General features: G+C 43.4%; 20 protein-coding genes and 1 tRNA gene. 9 read left to right on the top strand and 12 right to left on the bottom strand.

The features are described from left to right. Positions 1-3: 3 nt before the first annotated feature. From porD to dnaN, 4 genes are read right to left on the bottom strand one after another with little or no spacing between them, the layout of a single operon-like run. Complete coding sequence (gene porD, locus BFO_RS10415; RefSeq protein ID WP_014225678.1) at positions 4-909, bottom strand: type IX secretion system protein PorD; 906 nt, start codon at positions 907-909, stop codon at positions 4-6. Then, the gene (coaBC, locus tag BFO_RS10410; RefSeq protein ID WP_014225677.1) at positions 906-2,111 is read right to left on the bottom strand and encodes a bifunctional phosphopantothenoylcysteine decarboxylase/phosphopantothenate--cysteine ligase CoaBC; all 1,206 of its coding nucleotides are present in this window, start codon (positions 2,109-2,111) and stop codon (positions 906-908) included. Before coaBC ends, porD begins: the two co-directional genes overlap by 4 nt. Positions 2,112-2,160: 49 nt before the next feature. Then, positions 2,161-2,925 (bottom strand): 3'-5' exonuclease, encoded by a 765-nt coding sequence (locus BFO_RS10405; RefSeq protein ID WP_014225676.1) that lies wholly within the window; start codon positions 2,923-2,925, stop codon positions 2,161-2,163. Positions 2,926-2,936: 11 nt separating this feature from the next. Continuing rightward, positions 2,937-4,061, bottom strand: a complete 1,125-nt coding sequence (gene dnaN / locus BFO_RS10400; RefSeq protein WP_014225675.1) for a DNA polymerase III subunit beta — start codon at positions 4,059-4,061, stop codon at positions 2,937-2,939. A 249-nt stretch (positions 4,062-4,310) separates the two neighbouring features. On the opposite strand from dnaN, the gene BFO_RS10395 reads away from it, so the two are divergent. The 3 genes from BFO_RS10395 to BFO_RS16200 all read left to right on the top strand — a co-directional run bounded on the left by BFO_RS10395 (position 4,311) and on the right by BFO_RS16200 (position 5,497). After that, positions 4,311-4,397: transfer RNA gene (locus BFO_RS10395), tRNA-Ser, on the top strand. 296 nt (positions 4,398-4,693) lie between these two features. After that, entirely contained in the window at positions 4,694-4,945 is a 252-nt protein-coding gene (locus tag BFO_RS16205; RefSeq protein ID WP_052299279.1) for an Arm DNA-binding domain-containing protein, read from the top strand. A gap of 96 nt (positions 4,946-5,041) precedes the next feature. Beyond that, positions 5,042-5,497 (top strand): site-specific integrase, encoded by a 456-nt coding sequence (locus BFO_RS16200; RefSeq protein WP_052299278.1) that lies wholly within the window; start codon positions 5,042-5,044, stop codon positions 5,495-5,497. Here the strand turns inward: BFO_RS16200 and BFO_RS15090 are convergent. Both BFO_RS15090 and BFO_RS10375 read right to left on the bottom strand, forming a co-directional pair. Continuing rightward, positions 5,480-6,162 (bottom strand): IS1 family transposase gene (locus BFO_RS15090; protein ID WP_099046123.1). Its coding sequence is split into 2 segments (ribosomal slippage): positions 5,480-5,835 and positions 5,835-6,162, totalling 684 coding nucleotides; the frame shifts between segments, so codons are not numbered across the junction. The genes BFO_RS16200 and BFO_RS15090 overlap by 18 nt on opposite strands. Positions 6,163-6,401: 239 nt before the next feature. Then, positions 6,402-6,725, bottom strand: coding sequence for an L-rhamnose mutarotase (locus tag BFO_RS10375; RefSeq protein WP_014225673.1), 324 nt, complete (start codon positions 6,723-6,725; stop codon positions 6,402-6,404). 191 nt (positions 6,726-6,916) lie between these two features. Here BFO_RS10375 and BFO_RS10370 point away from each other — a divergent pair, with 191 nt between their 5' ends. After that, on the top strand, positions 6,917-7,615 hold the full coding sequence (locus tag BFO_RS10370) for a queuosine precursor transporter (protein WP_014225672.1): 699 nt from the start codon (positions 6,917-6,919) through the stop codon (positions 7,613-7,615). 8 nt (positions 7,616-7,623) lie between these two features. Next, entirely contained in the window at positions 7,624-8,310 is a 687-nt protein-coding gene (queC, locus tag BFO_RS10365; protein ID WP_014225671.1) for a 7-cyano-7-deazaguanine synthase QueC, read from the top strand. On the opposite strand, the gene BFO_RS10360 is transcribed toward queC, so the two are convergent. After that, a complete protein-coding gene (locus tag BFO_RS10360; protein ID WP_014225670.1) occupies positions 8,307-9,212 on the bottom strand; it encodes a cation diffusion facilitator family transporter in 906 nt (301 codons plus the stop codon). The genes queC and BFO_RS10360 overlap by 4 nt on opposite strands. A gap of 34 nt (positions 9,213-9,246) precedes the next feature. Next, positions 9,247-10,575: a PhoH family protein gene (locus tag BFO_RS10355; RefSeq protein WP_014225669.1), complete on the bottom strand. Its 1,329-nt coding sequence runs from the start codon at positions 10,573-10,575 to the stop codon at positions 9,247-9,249. Positions 10,576-10,805: 230 nt separating this feature from the next. Here BFO_RS10355 and BFO_RS10350 point away from each other — a divergent pair, with 230 nt between their 5' ends. Genes BFO_RS10350 through BFO_RS10340 form a run of 3 tightly spaced genes read left to right on the top strand, consistent with a single transcriptional unit; the run spans position 10,806 to position 14,772 of the window. Beyond that, positions 10,806-12,116: a bifunctional folylpolyglutamate synthase/dihydrofolate synthase gene (locus tag BFO_RS10350; protein WP_014225668.1), complete on the top strand. Its 1,311-nt coding sequence runs from the start codon at positions 10,806-10,808 to the stop codon at positions 12,114-12,116. 20 nt (positions 12,117-12,136) lie between these two features. After that, a complete protein-coding gene (locus BFO_RS10345; protein WP_014225667.1) occupies positions 12,137-13,792 on the top strand; it encodes an MFS transporter in 1,656 nt (551 codons plus the stop codon). Between the two features lie 35 nt (positions 13,793-13,827). After that, a complete protein-coding gene (locus tag BFO_RS10340; RefSeq protein ID WP_014225666.1) occupies positions 13,828-14,772 on the top strand; it encodes an NAD(P)H-dependent flavin oxidoreductase in 945 nt (314 codons plus the stop codon). Between the two features lie 1,070 nt (positions 14,773-15,842). Here BFO_RS10340 and BFO_RS10335 read toward each other — a convergent pair. Next, a complete protein-coding gene (locus BFO_RS10335; RefSeq protein WP_014225664.1) occupies positions 15,843-17,777 on the bottom strand; it encodes a SusD/RagB family nutrient-binding outer membrane lipoprotein in 1,935 nt (644 codons plus the stop codon). Between the two features lie 66 nt (positions 17,778-17,843). Here BFO_RS10335 and BFO_RS10330 point away from each other — a divergent pair, with 66 nt between their 5' ends. Next, positions 17,844-18,779 carry an IS1595 family transposase gene (locus BFO_RS10330; protein ID WP_014225663.1) on the top strand — a complete coding sequence of 312 codons (936 nt, stop codon included), beginning with the start codon at positions 17,844-17,846 and terminating at the stop codon, positions 18,777-18,779. Positions 18,780-18,869: 90 nt separating this feature from the next. Here the strand turns inward: BFO_RS10330 and BFO_RS10325 are convergent, their stop codons facing one another. From BFO_RS10325 to BFO_RS15655, 3 genes are read right to left on the bottom strand one after another with little or no spacing between them, the layout of a single operon-like run. Continuing rightward, positions 18,870-20,744: a SusD/RagB family nutrient-binding outer membrane lipoprotein gene (locus BFO_RS10325; RefSeq protein WP_014225661.1), complete on the bottom strand. Its 1,875-nt coding sequence runs from the start codon at positions 20,742-20,744 to the stop codon at positions 18,870-18,872. 44 nt (positions 20,745-20,788) lie between these two features. Next, the gene (locus tag BFO_RS10320) at positions 20,789-24,199 is read right to left on the bottom strand and encodes a SusC/RagA family TonB-linked outer membrane protein (RefSeq protein ID WP_014225660.1); all 3,411 of its coding nucleotides are present in this window, start codon (positions 24,197-24,199) and stop codon (positions 20,789-20,791) included. 51 nt (positions 24,200-24,250) lie between these two features. Then, positions 24,251-24,490: a hypothetical protein gene (locus BFO_RS15655; RefSeq protein WP_060828125.1), complete on the bottom strand. Its 240-nt coding sequence runs from the start codon at positions 24,488-24,490 to the stop codon at positions 24,251-24,253. Positions 24,491-24,568 lie beyond the last annotated feature (78 nt).

Here is a 24,568-nt window from a genome sequence, read left to right as displayed (position 1 = left end):
AGGTTAATTTCTAAGTGATTCGAGCCGGTTCGTCTGGCCCGGATAAAGATTCGACAAGGTTTTATAACCGGTTTGTTTCTCCTGCGTCGTGGCTTTGGAGTAGATGGCTACCAGCTCATCTAATTTCGTATCGGAGAAAACTTGCAGCAAAATCGAATTGGGCCGTGCACTCTTGAGCGCTGTCAAAGCGGGTAAGGCCTCAAGGATATTCGTCCGTCCGCGATCGGCATTTGCCGCCATCTCATCAAGCCCTTTGCGGTGATAATCGTACCAGAATTGACGGTATCCTTCGCTCTGATTCTCAGTCAGCGCCGTAATCAGCGCGTGACGGTTGCGATCATTCTCAAATGCTTTCCAGCCGTTCCACGACGGTTCGGACTGCGCCAACGTCAGAATCTGCTGCGCTTGCTGGAAAAAGACACTCCCGCCCTTGGGCGAAAAGCCGTCGAAATCGATTCCCAGAATCACATATATATAAAACACAATGGTTGCTGTCAGATTGCTTTGCAAGGTTGTTTCGGAATATTCCAACGGTTCCATTTCAGTATATTGGAAATCAAGTTGCGTGTCGCGGAAGTTAAAAATCGTGGTTGTGTAAGACGAATTGTAAACCGGACGACGCGCCTGAACTTGCAGCTCGCAACTGAACCTGTTATCTTCGAGCGTGTTGACAATCATCGTAAATGCGCAGTCAATCCGCTCATTGGGCGAAAACTTGGCGTTCGTCCATTTCTTATTATTGATAAACTCATTCAAGGCCCTCTGCAAGGTGTTAAAAACTTCCTTGTTCGTGCCCTGTATTTTACTGCTGTTAATAGACAACTTCGCATTCAGTTCGGATACCTGCGACCAAGCGCTTAACGCCATCGTTGCCAACAGACAGACAAGCCACTTCTTTCTTTTGTTCATCCTTTTGTTATTAACGTTTTCAGACAATCTAAGATGTCGTCGGCCACGGCTTTTTTATCTTTCAACGGAAAATCGGTCATTTGCCCTTCGCGATCGATCACGGTGATTTTATTCGTATCGCACGCGAAACCGGCCCCTTCTTCCCGAAGCGAGTTCAGCACAATCATGTCGAGATGTTTTCGTGTCAACTTCTCTTTCGCATGTGCCACACCGTCGTTCGTTTCCAAGGCAAAGCCCACCAAATACTGTCCCGTACGCTTCTTTTCACCCAAGGTGGCCGCAATATCCCTGTTACGCACCAATGATAACGAGAGCACCTCCTGCCCCTCGCGTTTGATCTTCTGCGCCGCCTGCTCTGCCGGACGATAATCAGCTACCGCTGCCGAAAGGATTGCAATCTCCGCATCCGAGAAAGCCGACACTGCCAACTCATACATCTCATCGGCCGACTCAACATCTGTCCGGAGAATGCGGGGGTGATCCACCTTCAGTGAGACTGGCCCGGTGATCAATCGTACCTTCGCGCCTCTTCGTGCACATGCCTCGGCCAACGCAAATCCCATCTTTCCCGAAGAGTAGTTGCCGATAAAACGTACGGGATCGATCTTTTCGTACGTGGGTCCCGCCGTGATCAGGATCGTTTTCCCCTGTAAATCGTTCGAGGAAGCAAAGAAAGCAGACAGCACACGGATAATCTCGTCAGGGTCCTGCATCCGTCCCTTGCCGACCAACTGGCTGGCCAACTCGCCCTCGCCCGGCTCGATGATATGATTACCGTAGGAACGCAGGCGGGCCAGATTTTGCCGTGTCGACGGATGAGCAAACATATCCAAGTCCATCGCCGGAGCGATAAAAACAGGCGCCTTACACGAGAGGTACGTCGTCACCAGCATATTATCCGCCACCCCGTTCGCCATCTTTCCGATCGTCGAAGCCGTAGCCGGAGCGATAAGCATCGCATCGGCCCACAGTCCCAAATCGACGTGACTGTTCCACGAGCCGTCGCGGTTGGAGAAAAACTCACTGATTACCGGCTTACGGCTCAAGGTGGCCAAGGTCAGAGGCGTGACAAACTCTTTCGCCGCCGGTGTCATCACCACCTGTACCTCCGCTCCATCTTTTACCAAAGCACGAATCAGATATGCAGCCTTATAGGCAGCAATACTGCCTGTGATGCCCAAGATGATTTTTTTCCCTCGCATACGTTTACAACGAACAGTTTCGCTTCTTATTATCTTTGTCCGTGATTTGTCACTGCTTCATCCTCATCCGGATTTCTGTCAGTTTCTGCTTCGTGTTCAGCGGAAAATCACCTCCGATGATCCATGCATAGTAACTCGGGTCAAGTTGTAACACCTCCGTCACCAGACGTCCTTTATACTTCCCGAAGTTGATCATTTCTTCTCCTTTGTCGTTATAAATCATCCGTCCGGCAAAATCGACATTGTTCGTAAAACTCGAATATTCGGATAGAAATTTCATATCGTTCTTCAAATCGGGATAGCGGTCTAACTGTGCTTTCAATACCTCATACGTCGCTTTCGTGTCGGCTTCGGCGCTATGGGCATCATCCAACTCTTTATCACAGTAAAATTTGTAGGCGGCCTGCAGAGTGCGCTGCTCCATCTTATGAAAGATGGTCTGTACGTCGATAAACTTACGTTTGGATAAATCAATGTTCACATTCGCACGCAAAAATTCTTCGGCCAGCAGTGGAATATCAAAGCGGTTCGAATTAAATCCGGCCAAGTCACATCCTTCGATCTGCGACGCCAATGATTTGGCAATCTCTTTAAACGTCGGACAATCCTTCACATCCTCGTCTGTGATGCCATGTATAGCCGTGGCTTCGAGAGGAATAGGAATCTCCGGATTGATGCGGCGGGTTTTTCCCTCTTCTTTTCCGTTCGGCGAGATTTTTAAATACGAGATTTCTACAATCCGGTCTTTACAGATGTTCACACCGGTAGTCTCCAAATCAAAAAACACCAGCGGGTTTGCTAAATTGAGTTGCATGCATTTGCTATTTAATCGTTCAAGACCATTGGCATGAGCAACATCAGCAGTTCCTCCTCCGGTTCATTCTCTACAGGCACAACCACGCCGGCGCGAGACGGATCAGCCAATTCCAGCACAATCTCACCTGAATTAATGTTACTTAAGATCTCGATCAAAAAAGTTCCTTTAAATCCGATGCTCAAATCCATTCCTTCATATTGACACATCACTCGCTCTTCGGCCGAAGTGGAAAAGTCAATGTCTTGTGCCGAGATCATCATGGCATCTTTTAAAAGTTGTAACTTAACCAAACCGCTGGCAGGGTTGGAAGAAACGGATACGCGTTTCAAGGCCATCAGCAACGACACGCGATCGACCGTTACTTTGTTGGGATTATCTTGTGGAATCACACTGTTGTAGTTCGGGTAACGTCCTTCGATCAAACGGCAAACCATCTCGAAGTTAACCGTCTTTACGTATGCATTATTTTCATCGAACGCTATCTTGACCGGATCGGTATTCTTAGGCAATAAAGCCTTCAACAAATTCGCCGGCTTCTTCGGCAAAATAAACGAGGCACGCCCTTCCGACCTGACAGCCAGATTACGTAACCGCACCAGTTTATGACCATCCGAAGCGACAAACGTCAGATTATCGGTTTGAATATCAAAATAGATTCCGTTCATCACCGGACGAAGTTCGTCGTCGGCCGTAGCAAAAAACGCCCGTCCGATCCCGTTCAATAATACCTGCGATTCCATAGTGAAGCCCATAGCATTTTCACTCAACGGTTTTTGTTGGGGATATGTATCACCACGCTGGCCGATAAACTCATACTTCCCGTTTTCGTAACGCACAATCGTCGACAAATTATCATCGTTGATCTCAAACACAAGCGGTTGTTCCGGCAATTCTTTCAATGGCTCTAAGAGAATCTTGGCAGAAACAGCAAACAGACCGCTTCCGTTGGCATTCATCACATCGACGGTTGTTACCAGACGAGTTTCTACATCCGAGGCCGTAATCGTCAACTTATTCCCCTCCAATTGGAACAAGAAACTGTCTAAGATAGGCAACGTATTTTTCGAAGCAATCACTTTACTGATCGACTGCAAGCGTGTCAACAACGCGGAACTTGATACATCAAATTTCATAAAGGTTTATATTTTCTTATAAATTAATATTCTTTTGTCTGTTTGATAAGTCGAGCAAAAATAGTAAAACTTTTACATTCTCCACTCTAAAAAGCGCAAAATAATGAAGAGTCTTTCGGACACAGTAAAAAAGCTGTAAGAAAAGCGCAAATTTCAGAAAGCCTCAAAAATATCCCGACGAGTAAGTTTATTCGTTTTTTTGTATTTTCTGAAAAACATCTTATCTTTGCGCGTCCTTTAAAAAAGGAAGGAAAGCTGCCAGAGTGGTCGAATGGGCCGCACTCGAAATGCGGTGTACGGGTAACTGTACCGGGGGTTCGAATCCCTCGCTTTCCGCCGGAAGGTTAAGTCAAAAGAAGACAAGATTAAGCCAAGCCCTTCAAATTCAGTGAATTTGAAGGGCTTTTTCTATATATATTGTCTTATGAGAAAGACAGGAAAAAGACAGAAAAAGACAAAATGATAGCTCTAAACCGTACCCCTTGTTTCAAAAATGGATATGGGGTACGGCAAAGGAGAAACAAGGGGCACGGTTTGTCGTAAAAAGGCGTACGGCTGTCCGGATTTGGCAGTCTGCATAAAACTCATTTTAAGATAGTTGATATTAATTTTGTAACACAAAAAATGAGTTTATGAAAAGTACATTCCGTATTCTTTTCTATGTGAAAAGAGACAAACAGAGAGCAGACGGCACGGCTCCGATAATGTGCCGTATCACAGTCGATGGGCAAGCGAGTCGTTTCAATACTAAGATGAACATCAATCCGGTTTATTGGGATGCGAAAGCTGCAGCAGCTACCGGCAGAACTAAAGAAGCGATGGAAATCAATTCCTTTTTGAATGAGATTAAGACAAGTATTTACAAGTTTATCACAATCTGCTGACAAAGGAGAATAATGTAAACTCCGAGCGTATAAAAAATCTGTTTTTAAGTATTGACTACCGCAAAATTTTTACAATGTTTTCGCACGATTATTCTTTTGGCAAAGAACAACGGCTGGATACATATTGACCCTTTTGTAAACTTCAAGATAAAGTTTAAGAAAACCGATCGCGGTTATCTGACGCAAGAGGAAGTAGATATAATTATGAATAAACAGTTTGCTTCGGAACGCTTGGAACGTGTCAGAGATATATTCATTTTCAGTTGTTATACGGGTCTTGCTTATATAGACGTTAAGAATTTACGAACAACCGACATCCGTACTTCTTTTGACGACGGTTTATGGATAATGGGCAAACGTGAAAAAACAGGAATAAGTTATCATGTCCCGTTACTTGAGATACCCAAACAGTTGATTGCTAAATATTCGGGTAAATTACCTGATGATAAAGTGCTTCCTGTGATGACAAACCAAAAGATGAACGAATACCTTAAAGAAATCGGTACAGTCTGTGGAATAAATAAAGAGGTATTGTTAAACACATATAGCTAGCTCGTTGTTTAGTTTTAGAAAAAGTAATTTTAGGGATTTTTCTATCATATGTTTTGCCTTACTATAACACTTCCCTTTTCGTTTGAACCTTGCTAAATAATGCCTTATTCTGCTATTATAACCTTCGACTGTATAAGTTTCTGCCTTCGTTTGAATGTGTTTTACATTAGGAAGAAATTCCTTATAGCTCTTCCAATAGTCAGAATAATACACAGATGCAGGAATGTTTTTTATCTTCTTCCAAAGCTTCATCCCTGTATCTGTGCTTCTCTCCCCACAGACAAAAGAGATAAATCGTTTTCCAAATCGATCAACAGCAATCCATACCCAACAGTAGTTTTTTTTGAACCTATATATGTGTGCATCTCATCTAATTCAACAACTGAAACAGGTCCCTCTTTTTGTGGTAAAGCCACCCTTTCACCCCATTCTTTTACCCAATAGTAAACAATTGTATGACTTATTTTCAATATGCGTCCGATTGCTCTAAAACCTAAGCCCTCCAAGTACATCTCCAAAGCTAATCTACGAGTAGCAGCTGATTTTGTATTAGATTTCTGTTGAACAGTATAACGATAATGACAATCTTTACAATAATGGCGCTGACGACCACCGACAATGCCATCTTTACGATGATTTATGCTTCCACATCTTGGACAATCCATAGTTTTTTTTCAGCAAAGATAATAGTACTATATAAATTTAACAATACCATAATTATATTTGGACGAAAGACCTGCTTCTTTCCTTAGCATCTTTATTGTGCTAAAGTAATGTAAACAAACAATAAGAGTGCTTTTTAAGCCGCAAAAAAAAGGATTTATAGAGGAAGATACGATAAATCCATGTTTCGCGTACATGTTAAACTGAAGAAAATAAATGACCGTCGATCGGTCGATAGGGATCAGTCCGTATGGAACACTTCTTCCATTACGGCCCACCATTCCCCGTCAGCGCGTGTATCAAGCGGTTGCTGGCACGGTTCGCAGAACGTCCACCACTTTTGTGTGACCGGATCGGCAGCCATTTTCTTCATGTCGGCCTCGTAATCCGTCCCTACATATTCGTAGTAACTGAACAGCAGCCCGTCTTTGTAATAAATCGAATAATTGCGAATATGGCATTCGCGAATGGTTCGTAAAACCTCCGGCCACACTGCCGCATGTAACTTTTTGTATTCTTCCAGTTTTTCCGGCCTTACGCCGATGATACTTCCGTAACGTTTCATAGCAATCTGATTTTAATTATCGTACGAGAGACAAAAGTAACGCTTCCCCGAAAAAAATAAAAGCCCCGAAAGCGTTTGTGTGAAAATAAATCGTACCTTTGCGCCCGCATTTTCCTAAAAAGGGTGATGTAGTGGTTTGTCGCACAGTTGCTGCGACCGTGTGCTTGAACACCACGTAAAAAACAAGAATAATGAAGAATAAAGTATCTGTATCGTTTATGATGTTCGGCATCCTTTTCTGCGTATGCCTTGTAGCATCAAATTTATTGGAAACCAAACTGATTCAGCTCGGGATAATTCCCGGTATCGGTTCGATCTCCGTCACCGCGGGGTTGCTCGTATTTCCAATTTCGTATATCATCAACGACTGTATCGTCGAAGTGTGGGGCTATCGTAAAGCACGTCTGATTATCTGGATGGGGTTTGCGATGAACTTTCTTGTCGTTGGTCTGAGTCAGTTGGCTATTCAGTTGCCCGGCGCTCCTTTCTGGGAAGGAGAAGAAGCGTTTAACTTCGTATTCGGACTCGCGCCGCGTATCGTAGCAGCCAGTTTGCTTGCTTTTCTCATCGGTTCGTTCCTGAATGCCTACGTAATGAGTCGTATGAAAATTGCTTCGCAAGGTAAACATTTCTCTTATCGCGCCGTCTTATCGACCCTGGCAGGCGAAAGTGCGGACTCAATTCTCTTTTTCCCCATCGCATTCGGAGGATTGATGCCTGTTAACGAACTACTAAAGATGATTATTGTACAGGCCATACTCAAAACACTTTACGAAATCATCATCCTTCCCGTTACTATCCGTGTCGTAAAATATATCAAAAAGGTAGACGGTTCCGACGTATATGATGAGAACGTCTCGTACAATGTATTGAAAGTAAATGAAATTTAATCGTCATGATGAAAGACGAGATAGCGCTGGTCGTCTTTAGCGGCGGACAAGATTCGACGACGTGCCTTTATTGGGCGAAAAAGCATTTTAAAGAAGTACGGGCGTTAACGTTTCTCTACGGTCAGAAGCATCGCGCCGAAGTCGATGTGGCACGCGAAATAACTCGTCAGGCCTCGGTAGAATGTGAGGTGATGGACGTGTCGTTCGTCGGTGGTCTGGGCAGAAACGCCTTGACCGATCCTACGCTGACGATGGATAAAGAAAAACCGGCGGACAGCGTTCCGAATACGTTCGTCCCCGGCCGAAATTTATTTTTCCTCAGTATCGCGGCCGTCTATGCGAGCGAACACGCCATCCGTCATCTGGTGACGGGCGTGTCGCAGACCGATTTCAGCGGGTACCCCGACTGTCGGGATGCGTTTGTCAAATCGCTCAATGTGACGCTGAATTTGGCAATGGACAAATCATTCGTCATCCATACCCCGCTGATGTGGCTCGATAAAGCGGGTGTGTGGGAGCTTGCCGATGAACTGGGCGTCTTCGACCTGATACGGCGCGAGACACTCACTTGCTACAACGGCATCGTGGGAGACGGCTGCGGCGAATGCCCTGCCTGTCAGCTGAGACGCGAAGGACTGGAAAAATATCACAGAGAAAAAAATAAGGAATCTTTTTCCTTCCAACAACCTTGCTAAAGAGTTTTCGAGGGCTGTTTCACCGGCTCAACATGAAGCGTGATGTGCGTTCCCTGTCCGTATTTTTCACGTAGCTTCCGTTCGACTCGGCTCATGATTTCGTGCGCTTCATTGACCGCCATCCGGCCATCCACACGAATATGTGCCTCGATAGCGTAATCGTTCCCGATCCTGCGCGTCTGTAGATGATGAGGGTCTTGCACCTTGTCCACCGATCCGATGGTGTCCAAAATCTCGTTTTCGATCTCTTCAGGCAGAGATTTTTCCAACAAATCGTTAATGGCCGGCACGGTCAATCGGATGGCAACCTTGACGACCAGCACGCTTACGACGAGGGCGGCAAGAGGATCGAGTACCGTCCAACCGTCTCCGAGCCAAATCGCCCCCGCAATACCGACTGCCGTTGCGACGGACGAAAGAGCATCCGAGTGATGATGCCAAGCATTGGCAATAACTGTCTGACTGTCGTAACGATTCCCTACCGCAGCAGTGACCTGAAACAACAACTCCTTAACCAGAATTGAAACCAACGCCGCGATCAACGCAATCTTTCCCGGCGATGCGATCGGCTCGTCCAATACATAAAAACCATAGATTTTACTTGCCCCGTTCCAAAAGATCCCCACACCTACGAACAGTAAAATCACTCCGATCACCGACGTTGCCAATGTCTCATATTTCCCATGTCCGTAATCATGATCATCGTCCCTCGGTCTTGAGGATAAATGAATACAAATAAATACAACCACGTCGGTGACAAAGTCGGACAATGAATGGACGGCATCGGCCAGCATCGCACTGCTATGTCCCCACAGGCCGGCGACAAACTTAAACACCAGCAATAAAAAGTTTCCGATGAAACTCCATACCGTAATATTTTTCAAATCTTTTTCCCTTGACATCTTACCGGATATGCTGATGACACAGACGAACCGATCAGAGCAGGTCTGAGGCCAACTCGGCCAATTCGCTTCGTTCGCCCTTCACCAAATTGATATGAGCAAACAGATTTTGCCCGCGCATCTTATCAATCATATAAGCCAGTCCGTTGCTTTGCGCATCAAGATAAGGAGAATCGATCTGCTGAATATCGCCGGTAAAAACCATCTTCGTTCCTTCGCCCGTGCGCGTCACGATTGTTTTGATTTCGTGCGGTGTCAGGTTCTGCGCCTCATCGACGATACAGAACGTTTCGGAGAGGCTGCGCCCGCGAATAAACGCCAACGCCTCGATCACCAGCCGTTCCTCCTTTTGTAATTCTTCGAGTTGGCGAACTTCTTTCGCCGATGGCGAAAATTGTGATTTGATCACATTCAGGTTATCAAACAACGGCTGCATATATGGCGCCACCTTCTCTTTTTCGGTACCCGGAAGAAAACCAATATCCTTGTTCGCCAGCGAGACGATCGGGCGAGCCAAAAGAATCTGTTTGTAACTCTGCATCTGATGCAGTGCCGAGGCGAGCGCCAAAAGCGTCTTACCCGTACCGGCCTTGCCCGTAATCCCTATTAACTTAATGTTTGGGTCGTTCAAAACTTCAAAAGCAAAGCTCTGCTCGGCATTACGCGGTTGAATGCCATAATTTCTCGTGCCCTTATCGACCTTCTTGATCCTCTCCGTAAACGGATTGTACCGTGCCAACACTGAGCTACGCGAACTTTTCATGATAAAACACGCATTCGGTTGTAATGTATCGGCAAAGTCAAATTGAGAGGCATCTACCCCGTCGAACGACGAGTAAAGTTGATCGATCAGGTCGGGATCCACATTTTCATACGTGTCCTGCGTATCTTTAAACAAATCCGTATTCTTTACCTTATCTGTGATATAATCCTCGACGGCGATGCCGAGCGCGCGCGCTTTCATACGCATATTGATGTCCTTGGTCACCAGAATCGTTTTCATCTCAGGATGTTCACAGCCCACGGTATAAGCACACGAAAGAATACGATGATCCGGAACACGCTCCGGAAACGAGGTGGCAATCTTATCCTGATACTTATCGCCCGTCACAACATAAAGCATACCTTTTCCCTCGCCCAGCGATGCACCTTTCAGAAACAGATCACTGGAAGTCAACCGGTCTAACTCACGCACAAATTCCCGCGCGTTGTAATTCAACTGACTGCTACCCTTTTTGAACTTGTCCAACTCTTCCAATACGACGATCGGAAGATAAACGTCGTTTTCCTGAAAATGTTCGATACATTTATAATCGTGAAGAATCACATTCGTATCCAATACAAAATTTTTCTTTACTCCCATAGCTTTGATGCTTTAATCATGATGTTGTTAATTCGGTCGCTAATTAACGACTTTTTCAGGAAACAATCATGATAAAAAAGAAAAAAACAAGTCTAAAATGCGCTAAAACGACTCTTTAGTGTCCTTTTTGTAGAGAAAAATAAAAGAAATCGAGCAATTTGTCATTTTTTTAGCATCTATTCTTGTTCCAATCGTAAATAAGTCTTTATATTTACGCCCTAATTAAAATTATGAAATACGAAGAAATACTTCAATATCTTTACGAGCGGACCCCCTCCTTTCAAGATATCGGGGGAGCGGCTTACAAGCCCGGACTCGATCGTGCCATCGCATTGGACGACGCATTGAGATGTCCGCACCGCAACTATCGGATCATCCATGTGGCGGGGACAAACGGGAAAGGTTCCGTATCCCATCTGTTGGCGGCGATTTTGAGGACATCGAAATACAAAGTAGGGTTATATACTTCGCCACATCTGACCGACTTCTGTGAACGGATACGGGTAAACGGAAAAAAAATCCCACAGCAGTACGTAGTGGATTTTGTCGAAAGCCACCGTGGGTTGATCGAATCGATCAACCCCTCGTTCTTCGAGTTGACTTCGGCTATGGCCTTCGACTATTTCAAGCATAAAAAAGTTGATTTTGCCGTCATCGAAACAGGTTTGGGCGGACGGTTGGACAGTACCAATATCGTGACACCTATCATGAGCATCATTACCAACATCAGCATGGACCACATGCAGTTTCTGGGCAATACTCCGGAGAGGATTGCCGAAGAGAAGGCTGGCATCATCAAGCCTCACGTACCGGTTGTGATTGGAAATGCCTCCAACGCTAACGTCCGACAAGTCTTTATCCATAAGGCGAAACTATCGAGAGCACCAATCTACTTTGCCTCTGACGAGGCGCCTTTGCGATCCGCACAAATGATGCCGGATGGAAAATGGCGGTTCGAATCGATCGATTTCGGTGAAATCAACGGTGAATTAGGAGGCTCATTCCAAAAAGAAAACGCACAAACCGTACTGACGGCTATTCGCGTACTCAAAGAGCAAAGAGTAAAGTTACACCCTGACTCAGTGACCATTGGGTTTTCCAAAGTAGTGGAAGAGACAGACTTGATAGGACGTTGGCAAACGATCCAAAATGCCCCTGCAGTCATATGCGATACGGGACACAATATCGGCGCTTGGGAGAACTTAAGCCAAATGCTCAACGAAGCCTTTGAACATCATCCGCGCCTGCATCTCGTGATCGGCATGGCAAGCGACAAGGATGTGGACAGCGTCTTAAGTATGATGCCCAAGCAAGCATCGTATTACTTCACCCAAGCCTCTGTCAAGAGAGCCCTTCCTGAAAAAGAACTTGCTCTAAAGGCTCTCAAATACGGGCTGCATGGAACGACTTACCCGACGGTGCGCGAAGCCGTACGAGCCGCAGCCGAAGAGGCTCGTAAAGACGATCTCATTTTTATCGGAGGCAGCACGTTCATTGTAGCCGATGCTCTGCATCTGTTTCCTAATATTCAACGAAAATAAATCGAACAAACTAAATTCTTATGACTGAAAAAAATCAACCCCTTTTAAGGGACAAAGACTGGGTACGTTGGACGGCCCTGATGCTTTTAGCTTTTGCCATGTTCTGTTCATACATTTTTATGGACATCCTCTCCCCCATTAAAGACTTATTAGAATCGACACGCGGATGGAATTCTGACGCTTTCGGGACTTACGCGGGTTCAGAAACGTTCCTCAATGTCTTTATCTTCTTCCTTATCATAGCCGGGATTATTCTGGATAAAATGGGGGTTCGTTTCACGGCACTCTTATCGGGTCTGGTGATGCTTATCGGCGCAACGATCAATTGGTATGCCGTCACGGAAATGTTCAAAGGTTCCGAACTGGAAAGATGGTTTACCGATCATCTGAATTACATTCCTTTGTTCGATGAGTTAGGAGTTTCCCCCTTTTATCGAGGAATGCCGGCGTCGGCCAAGTTTGCAGCCATCGGATTCATGATTTTCGGCTGCGGCGTGGAGATGGCAGGCATTACCGTTTCGAGAGGAATTGTGAAATGGTTCAAAGGGCGCGAGATGGCCATGGCCATGGGCTCTGAAATGGCATTAGCCCGTCTGGGGGTTGCCACTTGCATGATTTTTTCGCCTGTGTTTGCAAAAATGTACGGTATCACGGATGTTTCACGGTCTGCCGCATTCGGAGTCATTCTGCTGTTAATTGCGTTAATGATGTTTATCGTCTACTTCTTTATGGACAAAAAACTGGATGCACAAACGGGCGAGGAAGAAGAGAAAGACGATCCGTTCAGAATACGTGATCTCGGTAAAATCTTGTCAAGCGGCGTCTTCTGGCTCGTGGCATTACTTTGTGTGCTGTATTATTCGGCCATCTTCCCATTTCAGAAGTATGCCGTGAATATGCTTCAATGCAACATCGATTTTGTAGCCCCTCACCCGTCTTCATTCTGGGCATCGGACCAAGTGGCCTTTATTCAATATTTCGTGATGCTGGTTGTTGCGGCGACATCATTCATCAGTAACTTCAAAAAAGGACTTATGAAAGGAGCCTTGCTTGCTACTTCAATCATCTTTCTGATCATCTTTTGTTACATGTCCTACGAACGCCAATCGGCCGAGTCAATCTTTGCCGTATTCCCGCTGCTGGCAGTAGGAATCACGCCTATTCTGGGTAAATATGTAGACAACAAAGGAAAAGCAGCCACGATGTTAATGCTTGGCTCCATCCTCCTGATCATTTGTCACCTGACTTTTGCATTCGTTTTACCCCAGTTTAAAGGGAACAACATCGGCGGTATCGCACTGGCATTCGTAACGATTCTTGTACTCGGTTCCTCTTTCTCTCTGGTTCCCGCCGCCTTGTGGCCCAGTGTGCCCAAGTTGGTCGACAGCAAAGTAATCGGATCGGCATACGCCCTGATCTTCTGGATTCAAAACATTGGATTATGGCTTTTCCCACTACTGATCGGTAAAGTACTGAATGCCTCGAATCCCGAAATCGTACAGCAGCTGGCGGACGGGACTATAGCTCCCGAAGTAGCCTCCGTCTCTTATAACTATACGAATCCGCTCATGATGTTGGCTTCGCTGGGCATTTTGGCACTCGTTATGGGCTTCTGGCTTAAGATCGAAGACAAACGGAAAGGATACGGATTGGAAAAGCCGAATATTACCGGCTGATTTGAATGGATTATTTACCTACAAAAGAGTGAGCGATGAACAGAATAACAAAACTTTTCGGAATCCGCTACCCGATGATTTCGGGCGGTATGGTGTGGTGCAGCGGCTGGCGCCTGGCCTCGGCCGTAAGCAACCACGGAGGACTTGGGCTGCTGGGTGCCGGTTCGATGCATCCGGAAACGCTCGAAGAACATATCCGAAAGATGCATCGGGCCACGGACAAACCATGGGGAATCAATGTACCTCTACTCTATCCCGAAATGGATCGTATCATCGAAATCATTTTGCGTGAGAAGGTTAAAATTGTTTTCACCTCGGCCGGAAGTCCGAAGAAATGGACGCCTCTGTTACAGAGAAACAAAATCAAAGTCGTACACGTAGTCAGTAGCACCGCTTTTGCACGCAAATGTGAAGAGGCTGGATGCGATGCCGTAGTGGCCGAAGGATTTGAAGCCGGAGGACATAATGGACGCGAAGAAACGACCACTCTGACCCTTATCCCGCAAGTGCGTCGCGCCGTCTCACTGCCGCTGATTGCTGCCGGAGGCATTGCTTCGGGACGGGGAATGCTGGCGGCAATGGCACTAGGTGCGGAAGGCGTACAGATAGGAACGCGCTTTGCTCTTTCGGAGGAAAGTTCGGCACACGAGCGATTCAAACAGAAATGTATTACGCTCGACGAGGGAGATACGATACTCTCACTCAAGAAACTTTCTCCTACACGTCTGATCAGGAACGAATTTTACCGTCAGGTGGAGCAAGCCGAAAATGCCGGCGCCTCAGCCGAAGAAATCGCCCAACTTCTCGGACGGGGACGTGCCAAACGAGGCATCTTCGAAGGCGAACTGGATGAAGGTGAACTGGAAATCGGGCAAGCAGCATCCATGATCCGAACGGTCGAACCGGTCGGACAAATCATGGCCCAGATGATTGCCGAATATAATGCGGCAGCCGACGGACTGACGGAAATCAGATTCTGATCTCTCCTCTCCCCAATTTTACTCATTCTTACAGATTAATCGAGTAGGAGGAAAATGACGTAGGTTGTTTCCCTCCTACTGTCATTTCCCGACGGCAGAGTCAATCGGCAAGTACAATAAATACAAAACTAAATTGAAGAACTTCTTTTTTTGAGTAGAAAAGTTTATTTTTTCCCTTGGTCTTCTGTTGATTTTGTATTGTATCTCCTTAATAAAATAGATGGGCACATCTCTAAAATCGGTACCTTTGGTATGTATTGCCTGATAAGTTTAAGTTTGTTTTCATTCTCAATGGCCTCTTTCTGTCATGAGGCGTATGCCTCCTTATCCTTTTGTATATCGTTTCATGTGAGATGTGTTCAGACTTTAGTGAAAGGTATCCGGAGATTTGTTTGGGAGACCAATCTTCATTTATCAAAAGAGACAATGCCTCCTTAAGGAAATTGGGGCAATGCTCTTGTTCTCCAGCATACATTCCTTGCAGATGTCCGCATTTTCCTGTACCATACGCCAACTACAACACAAAAAAAAGATTGATTTACAGCATGTTTTAACACATATAGACGAGGGGTGAACATTTATCTGCCGAGCAATGGCTTCATGCCTTTTGCCTTCTTCTGATCCCAGATAAATTGCATATCTATGCTCACGGGTTAAATGATTATAATGCATAACAACACAAAATTACTTCATCCATTCGGAGAAACGGAGGCTTCCCCCTTATTTAGGGTATTGCCAAATGACTCTTGTCAGACTTTCCTCCCTCCGTCCTTTCCGCTACACCAGAAAGACGGAGGAAATTGCACTTCTATCTTGAATCCATAAACCTGTTATATCACTTCCGCAAAAGAGCGGAGTGCTTTAAGAAAAAGACGTTACATTTTTAAAAAAACACGTGTGTTTTTCCGGAAAATGTAGCGTCTTTTTTATGATAACCATGTGAGGACAAAAAGTACTGCCGGCTATCCGAGCATCTACATCACACCGTCCTGAAAATAACAAAGGCTATCCGTCAAGTTCTCACTTTCCGGATAGCCCCTTGTTATAAAGCGATTAAGCTTTTACCGTGATTAATGTTTAGCCCACCAGAGCGGAGTAAACACCTCATTTTCTCCAAGTTTCTCTATCGCTTGTTTATATCCTTCCGGATTACTATTCTCTAAAGAAGACGGGTATTTTATTCTTTGTGAAAAGAATTTATAACTCTGACTGTTTTTCACATTGTCTTTTGTCAGCCATGTCATTCTCGTCAACGGTTTTTCAACCGCAGGATTTTCAAAGAACGGAAGTCCTAATCTTCTATGATCGCTCCACACTTCTAACGCCAGCCAAGGCATTTGCGCAATATACTTCTGTGTAATAATTTTGCTTAAATGATCATTAAGTGCCTTTCCATAAAGCGTTTGTGAAGCAACCGGATACTTATACGTGTATTTTTCCGCCTTATGAGTATATCCGTTTACAATATCCATTTCCACAGATGCCGGAGGCTCTGCCGTATGATCCCAGTTAACCGATGTACCCACGCGGTTGTAATCTTCCGATTTCAGATAGTCGCTAAGTTTTGATTCGTCTGCCTTATTATAAGCAAAACTTGCTTTGATACCATTTTCATATGCAGTCTTGGCAGGCATAGCAACATTCCATCCTCTGAGAGCTGCTTCCGCTATCAAAAAGAAACTTTCCCAGTTTCCGAAAAACACACGATAGTTTTCACTTTTACGATATTGTTTTGAGATTACAGGGGCTGTCTTGTAAGATACCGAAAGCGCACCGTTGGCCGAACCTGCATCTCCCCAGCTTCCATTAGAATAGCCATTGATCGCATATTTTACATTGATCGAGTCCACTTTTGTTGGTTTGGCGCCTTCAGGAACCTGCTCCGCAACTTTATACAGATAGAAAATCGAATCTTTGTTTACAACATCTTTACCATCTTTTTTAACGGTTGTAGGATTAAAGCTATGTTCATCATCCAAAGGTAACGTGTAAACAGTAAAGAAACGGGGATCTATACTATAAGGCAAACCATCCATAAAGAATCCGGTATAGGGATCGTTCGTATAAGAAGGCCAATGATCCTGCAGACGACGTCCCAGATAGTTCTTAGCCTTAATATAAGGTTGGTATTTAGCAGCCGTCAGAAGATCGGATGTTTTCACGCCACCTAACCCAACTACAATATTTGCAAACGTTGCTCCCATTGTGAAAGTATTCCACCCGCGAGACATGACTCCTGCCAGAGGATCCCACCCATCACGTTCTTTGACACGGAATACATCATCGATAGATGATATGTAGCTGTTCTTTGCAGCATCTTCAAATTCCGCTTTCGCTTTTGCAGGGTCTACTTCCGATAGACGCATGGCTAAGCGCATCCGCATCGAATTGGCATATTTAACCCATTTCGCAAAATCAAATTCGTAAGCACGATCGAATTTCTTCTCGCTGTCTTCCGGTTTTATGGAAACATCAATTTTCGATTGAGCATCTTTCAATTCCTGAAGCATGAAATAATATACGTCTTTCACGCTTGAATACGTCGGTGTTTTTGTTTGGAAAGCATCCAGAGGAGCCGGTCCGAAATTATCCGTAAATTCGCTTAACAAATAGACATACCAGATACGTCCGACTTCTTTCATGTTCTTTGTCATGGCAATATCATGCGGCGCGGTAAGTTTGTTTTCGGCAAGTTGTTTATCTGCCAGATCCACCATCTGTTTAGCCGATTTCATCCAATTGGATATATAACTATTCAAATAATCATGATTAAATCCGTCATTATTATTTCCCAGCGAAATATAACCAAATCGTTGCATTCTGGCAGCGTCCATCCAGTAATAGACTAATATGCGTTCATGGATATGAGGATCCATTTGAGCATCCGTAATCGATTTATTAAGCATCCACATCACGTTGATCTGATCTTCGGATGCTGCATTGGGATCATTGTTGATCTCATCGAAATCGGAACAAGCATTGGCAAGCACCAACAGTCCCGTCATAAAAATATAAAATGAATCTCCGTATATTTACCTAAAACAATTATCTTTGCAAAAAAAAATAAGGCAATGACACTGATCGATTTTCTAACTCACTTTCCGGACGAGGAAAGTTGCAAGCAAAAGTTTAAGGCCTATCGCGACCAGGTTGGCGTGGTTTGTCCCAAATGTGGCGGGAGTTCTCATTATTGGAAAAAGGATAAGGAACAATACGAGTGTAAACACTGTAAAACACGCATCACGCTTAAGAGTGGCACCGTTATGCACAAATCGAAACTTCCATTTCGTTACTGGTTTATAGCCATGCATTTGCTCACGTCAACGAAAAAGACCTTTTCGGCCAAAGAGATTCAGCGTCAATTGGGTCATAATCGCTACCATCCCATTTGGCACATGGTTCACAAACTTCGTCAGGTCATGGGTAGAAGAGACGATGAGTATGTACTGGCAGGACGCATTGAACTGGACGAAGGTTATTTTTCCACAGAGACTCCCGAAGCGGAAAAAGATAAGCCCTTGAAACGGGGACGTGGCAGCCAAAGAAAAAGCAAAGTGCTGGTTATGGCGGAAAGTGAAATGGTTGAATCGCCCGCAAGGGGTCAAAAACCCCGCAGTGTCGGCTATTTGAAAATGAAAGTAATCGATGACCTGAAGAAAGAAACGATCAACAAGGCGGTTAAGGAATTAGCTGCAGATGTGCGGGAAGTTGACACGGATCACTCTACTTCTTATGTGGAATTGAAAGACTTTGTACCTAGACACAACTCTCAGGTTATCCCCAAAGAGAAAGTAGGCGAGGTCTTGCCCTGGGTTCATATTGCCATCAGCAATGCCAAGAGGCAGCTGATAAACACTTTTCATGACATCAAACCCGAATTCCTGCAAAACTATCTCGATGAATTCTGTTACAAGTTTAATCGAAGATACTGGGGAGAAGCTCTCTTTGGAAGATTGCTCGTAGCTTGCGTAACCTATAGAAATGAATTTAGGTATAAATACGGATAATCATAAAAAATAAAAATAAAAAGAGGCTGTCTTTCATTTTGAGACAGCCTCTTTCCTTATATAAAGCTATATTACAAAAAAAATACAGGCTTATAACTTCGGCCCCTCTCCCCATTGAGGTGCATTCTTATCCTGCCATATACGTTCCGAATTCAATATTGGCCCGGATCCTATCGAAAAACCTTGCCTCTTATATGCTTCTACAAGGATATTATACATCAAATCTGTGGGAGACGGCGCACTTAAAGCCATCCGGCGTGGTATAGATGTAACCGGTATTTGAGTGTACGCTTTACGAGGAAATAAAGCTGAGTTAAACTTCGGAATTCCCGAACGACGTGCTGTTGCATATTGATCAATTGGAGACAAATAGAAGTGAAATAGTTGTTGGAGATATACTTTTTCCAAATCATCAACTGTATTGCCGGTCAGTTTATAATCTGTATGTCCCATCAATATATCAATCTCACCATCCATTAGTTTTATTGGTTTTTCATTGGGATCATATCCATAATTTGTGTCATAATACGGAATTTTGTTTTTCCCTGCTACATAGTCATATTCAGCGACAGAAGCTCTAACAGCCTTATCAAAGTAATCAGAAGCCATTTTCGGCAAGTTTGCACCTAATAGCTTAAGTTCCGCTAAATAAAGATTGACTTCACCAGTAGTCATATACATACCATACCATGGCCTTCCTTCCTTGTTTGTCTGTATCACAGGATCATTCGGACGCGTAGGATATGTAAAATCCTTTCTGCCGTAAATCATCTCCGACATAAATTGGGATATAGGTCTGTAAGTATGCTTATCATCATACTTACACTTTTCTCCCCAATTAAACCAATCACCAAATTTAGCTGTCTCTTTTGCTGCATCATAATCTAGAGGAACACCATAATACCGTACCCAAGGCTCTCCGGCACCTTTCCATGCTTTAAATTTATACATACCATCAGCACCTACTTCATAATCGATATTATCCATTATATATTTCGGTATTTGATTTTGTTTTTTAGCTTCAAAAAACAAATCCACAATACGGGAATTCCAACTATTTTTGAAAAAGATAAAACGAACACGGGGGTCTCGGTTTTTAACCATAAAATCAATTACGTTTTGAGATGGAGATACGTTATTCAGAATACCATTTTGCCAATGATAAGCATAATCATCATTTTCCGTATTCTTAACGGCCTTGTTAAATATAAAATCATCACCTGCTCCATCCAATACGCCACAAGATGCAGCTATAACCTCTTCTGCTATTTTTAAAGCCTTACCCTTGTCTTGAGAGATTAATCGAACGGCTAATTTCAATTTTAATGAATTGGCCAGTTTAGCCCATTTGGCAGCATCTCCATTATAAATAGGATCTTGTACTGCAATAAACACTTGCTTTGACGTAGGAGAAGTAAAAGCCTTTATAGCCTGATCAAGACTATTCAGCCAAAGAGTGTATAAATCATTTACAGTATCATACTTAGGAGTTAATGTTCCTCCATGAATAGCTTGTGCTGCTTCTGTATGAGGGATATCACCAACAAAGTCTGTATCGTATAACCCTAAATATACACATAAGATGTCTAATGCTGCAGCACATTGTTCATATTGGGCTCTATCTTCTTCTTTCATGGTCGACCGCGCATACTTGATTTCATTTGCATATTTAAGAACATCAATACTTCTTAGACCTTGAAAAGAGGCGCCATTTGTAATATCTGTTGTAACACTGCCACTAGGTACGCCGGTTTGAATCCATTGGTATATTTCTGCTGCATTATAAAACCAATACGTATAACCTGATGGTTCAAACTCTAATATTCCCTGAGAGAATAAATAAGAAACATTCGCTTCTGTAACAGAACTCGGATCTTGATTCAATTCAGCAAAATTATCCCTGCATCCGACAAGAGAAAGAAGTATTATTACTCCAACTGATAATATTACTTTATATGCTTTCATAATGTTATATATCTATTTTTTTTTGAGATGACATTTATTAGTTTTCAGAATCCAATATTTACCGTAAATGTAAAACTGGATGTAACTCCCGTATACGAACGGATACGGAATTCTGCGGCCGATGTTCCAGAAACAGATTCAGGATTTTCTCCACTCGGAGCGGTATTCAGCAGATATCCCAAGTTATGACCGGCTAATATCAAATTCATACTTTTAGCATTCAATTTAGAACAAATGTTAGTCGGCATACGGTATGACAACATCACATCGCGCAGGGCAATATAATTCAACTTTTTCACCCAATCTTCGTTTACAACACCATAATTCCGGCCGGCCATTGTCCATGCATTATTTCGATATGTCCATCCAGATACATGTGTCGGTTCTATCACCCCTTTTTTTATCAGTTCTTCATACGATTCTCCGGCATCAGATACGCCTCCTTTACCTACAGTATAAACAGATTTGTCTGGTTGTGTTATTTTCGTTCCCTCTGGAAGGATACCATTTGGAATCACTCCGTCACGGTATGCAATACCATCATATTTCGAAGTCCATTCTACTCCTCCATGCCCGGGACGTCCTTTCAATGAATTTTCAGTAAACCCGTAAGCCGTACCGTAACGCGAATTATATGATGCAACATAACCTCCAAAACGCATATCCAACCCCACTCTCACATTCCAGTTTTTCCACGTCAAACCAGTAGATATACCTCCGATAAAATCAGGAAGCATCGAACCGATTTCCTGTATTTCTGCTTCGTTACGAAGGTAGTGAGCCGTTCTTTGCGCATCTCTCCAACCTAAAATAGGTAAACCGGATTTTTTATCATACTTCAATTCACTGTCTGTAAGAAGTAATCCATATGCTGAACCAACTTTTGCAACCGAACCGATACGATAATTACCATATGATACATCACCGCTTAACCGGATATAATCCGCTACATTTTCATGCAGCGATATGATTTTATTCATATTCTTAGACCAAGTGAAATCTAATGTCCATTCCCAGTTTTCATTTCTGAACGGTACTGTATTCAATGCCAATTCAATCCCTCTATTTTCGATATTTCCAGCATTAATCAACTGATTTTTGATGCCAGAGACTCCGGGAACTTCTATACTCATTATCTGGTTATAAGTATTTTCTTTATAGTACGTTGCATCAATACCAATACGATTGTCAAAGAAACGCCAATCTATACCTACCTCCCATGCGTTTTTACGCTCCGGTTTCAAATTTTGATCATATGATGAATCCGACAATTTAAGTCCATAATAGTTATTATTATTAGCCATCGTCGATGTATTAAGTTTATAGGCTGTATTGACGAGATACGGATCCGTATCATTGCCGACCTGCGCCCATGATCCGCGAACTTTGGCAAAAGAAATCCAGTCAGGAAGTTCTTCTCTAAACATATTAGATATTAACCATGAAGCATTAACGGAAGGATAAAAATAAGAATAGTTACCATGCTTATCACTGTATACTAATGAAGAAGCCCAGTCATTTCGTCCGGTTACATCCATGAATAACAAATCTTTCCAACTGAATCCAGCTTGAAAAGCCAATGAGAGAATTCGTTTTGTTCCCAATATACGAGCATTATATTCCGGTGTCTGTTTGGAGTTTTTAATGAAATATTGATTCGGAACAATCAAACCTTCTTTAGTTTTCATATTCTGTTCCTGACCGAAGTTATTATAATATTCACCACGGATAAAACCATTAAATGCCCAATCGCCGAACGTTTTATTAAAAAGTATATTGGCATTTAAATTGGTTTGTTCTCGCACAGACTGTTCAATCGCATATTCACCACCTTCGTTCGCATAATTGCTACCCGGATTTTTACGTTCAGCACGAACATAGTAGTAATTGTAACTACCCTCCATATTAAAACGCAGCCAATCTGTCAGATCAATATTCAATTTAACTGACGGACGAACAGAGGTCTCTTTTCGCATGTAATTGTTTTCGTAAATATTCCACCATGTCGCTCTGCCCGGATATACACCATATTGATCCCCATATTTAGACTCCGCAAGTCCACCATGCTCTCCTTTATATTTATCTTTCAATTCTGTAGGATCATACGAGGCTCCCCAAGTTCCATTTACAAAATTTTCTCCAATATTAATTGGACTATTTTTAGGTTGAGAATTAGCAAAAGTAATACCTGCTTCCAATTCTATTTTATCGGTAATCTTATGACTTCCTTTACCCATAAAAGATAAACGTTGGAAATTATTATTCGGTACAATACCATCAGCATATTTATATGATAAAGAGGTATAAAACGTTGTTTTTTCATTTCCTCCGGTTATTGCTAAATTTGTATTTGTATTAAATCCTGGCTGATATGCTTTTTTATAACGGTTAGAAATGCCTCTGTAAGGAATCATCGTACCGTCATAATATTCGATTTGGCTTCCATCAAATGCGGGCCCCCATGCCAATCCTTGATCGGGTATCAAGCTGGGAATGTTGTTTTTTGTCGTATTACGAGGAAACTGATGTTCCGAATCAAATGCATAATAATTCCCGGAAGCATCCTTTTCTCCGTATCCGACATAGCCAGCAATTGTCCCATTTCCAAACTCGCTCTGAAGACGAGGAGATGACGTGACAATATCGGCTCCCAACGTTTGTGTAAACTGTATCCCCAAACCCTTACTTGACTTACCGGATTTGGTTGTAATGACAATCGCTCCATTCATTCCTCTGGAACCATAAAGCGCAGTTGCTGCAGCTCCCTTCAGTACGGAGACCGTTTCAAAGTCTTCCGGATTCAGATTTTTCAACTCATTGCCATAGTCACCGCTATTGCTATCCCAATCCGGATTCCCTTCTTTAATATCATTATTCAAGATAACACCATCGACAACATAGATAGGCTGATTATTCTTTCCCAAAGTAGAAACACCACGGATCAGAATCTTACTCGAACCGAACAATCCTCCGTCTGAACCGGATATTTCCACTCCAGCTACTTTTCCTTGCAGCGCTGATACAGGATTTATCAACGTCGTATTCAATTCATCTCCTTTAATCTCTTTCATAGCATATCCTAATGCTTTCTGGCTACGCTTCATTCCCAACGCGGTCACCACCACTTCGCCCAGTACTTCGCTGTCTTCTTCGAGTGTTACGTTAATTGTCGTTTGGCCGTTGACCGCTATTTTCTGAACTTTCATACCTACGTAGCTGAATTCGAGACTCGCTTTGCTGTTAACGCCCGCCAGCGTATAGTTTCCGTCGATATCCGTCACCGTACCCTGACTCGTACTCCCTTCCACCACGACGGTAGCCCCGGTCAAAGGTTCATTGTTCCGATCCGTCACGGTTCCCCGCACGGTAATCGTCTGCGCCGAAAGCGAAAGTGTCGAAATACACAGCAACAGTGTAAGTAAACCTCTCGCCTCAAAAAGTTTTTTTACTTTCATGCTTTTTTATTTTTAGTTATACAATATAAATATACTTCACGTTAAAAATCTTCAACGTTCTTCCGGTAAGTCTGTCACATGGAGATATGCCCCATCACCTACCATAATCTTCAAAAAATGCGGCATAAACTGAATATGTCTTGCTTGTTTGCACGATTGATTTTCAAAATTGTGTTGACGCTGCAAAGATACACCTATATTTTTTAATCGTAAAATATTTTTTTTTATGTTGTAAAACATAGCAAAAAAACCGTTCAAAAAAGTTCTTCCCTGAAATAGTTTCCACAACATACTCCTACAATCGACGAGAATTGTAGCCAAACATGTCCCCCCCCCGAGCGCAATACGGCAAGAACTGTAAACCGGCAT

The organism is Tannerella forsythia 92A2, from assembly GCF_000238215.1.
GTDB classification, from domain to species: Bacteria; Bacteroidota; Bacteroidia; order Bacteroidales; family Tannerellaceae; genus Tannerella; species Tannerella forsythia.
This window is presented reverse-complemented; position numbering and strand designations above follow the sequence as displayed.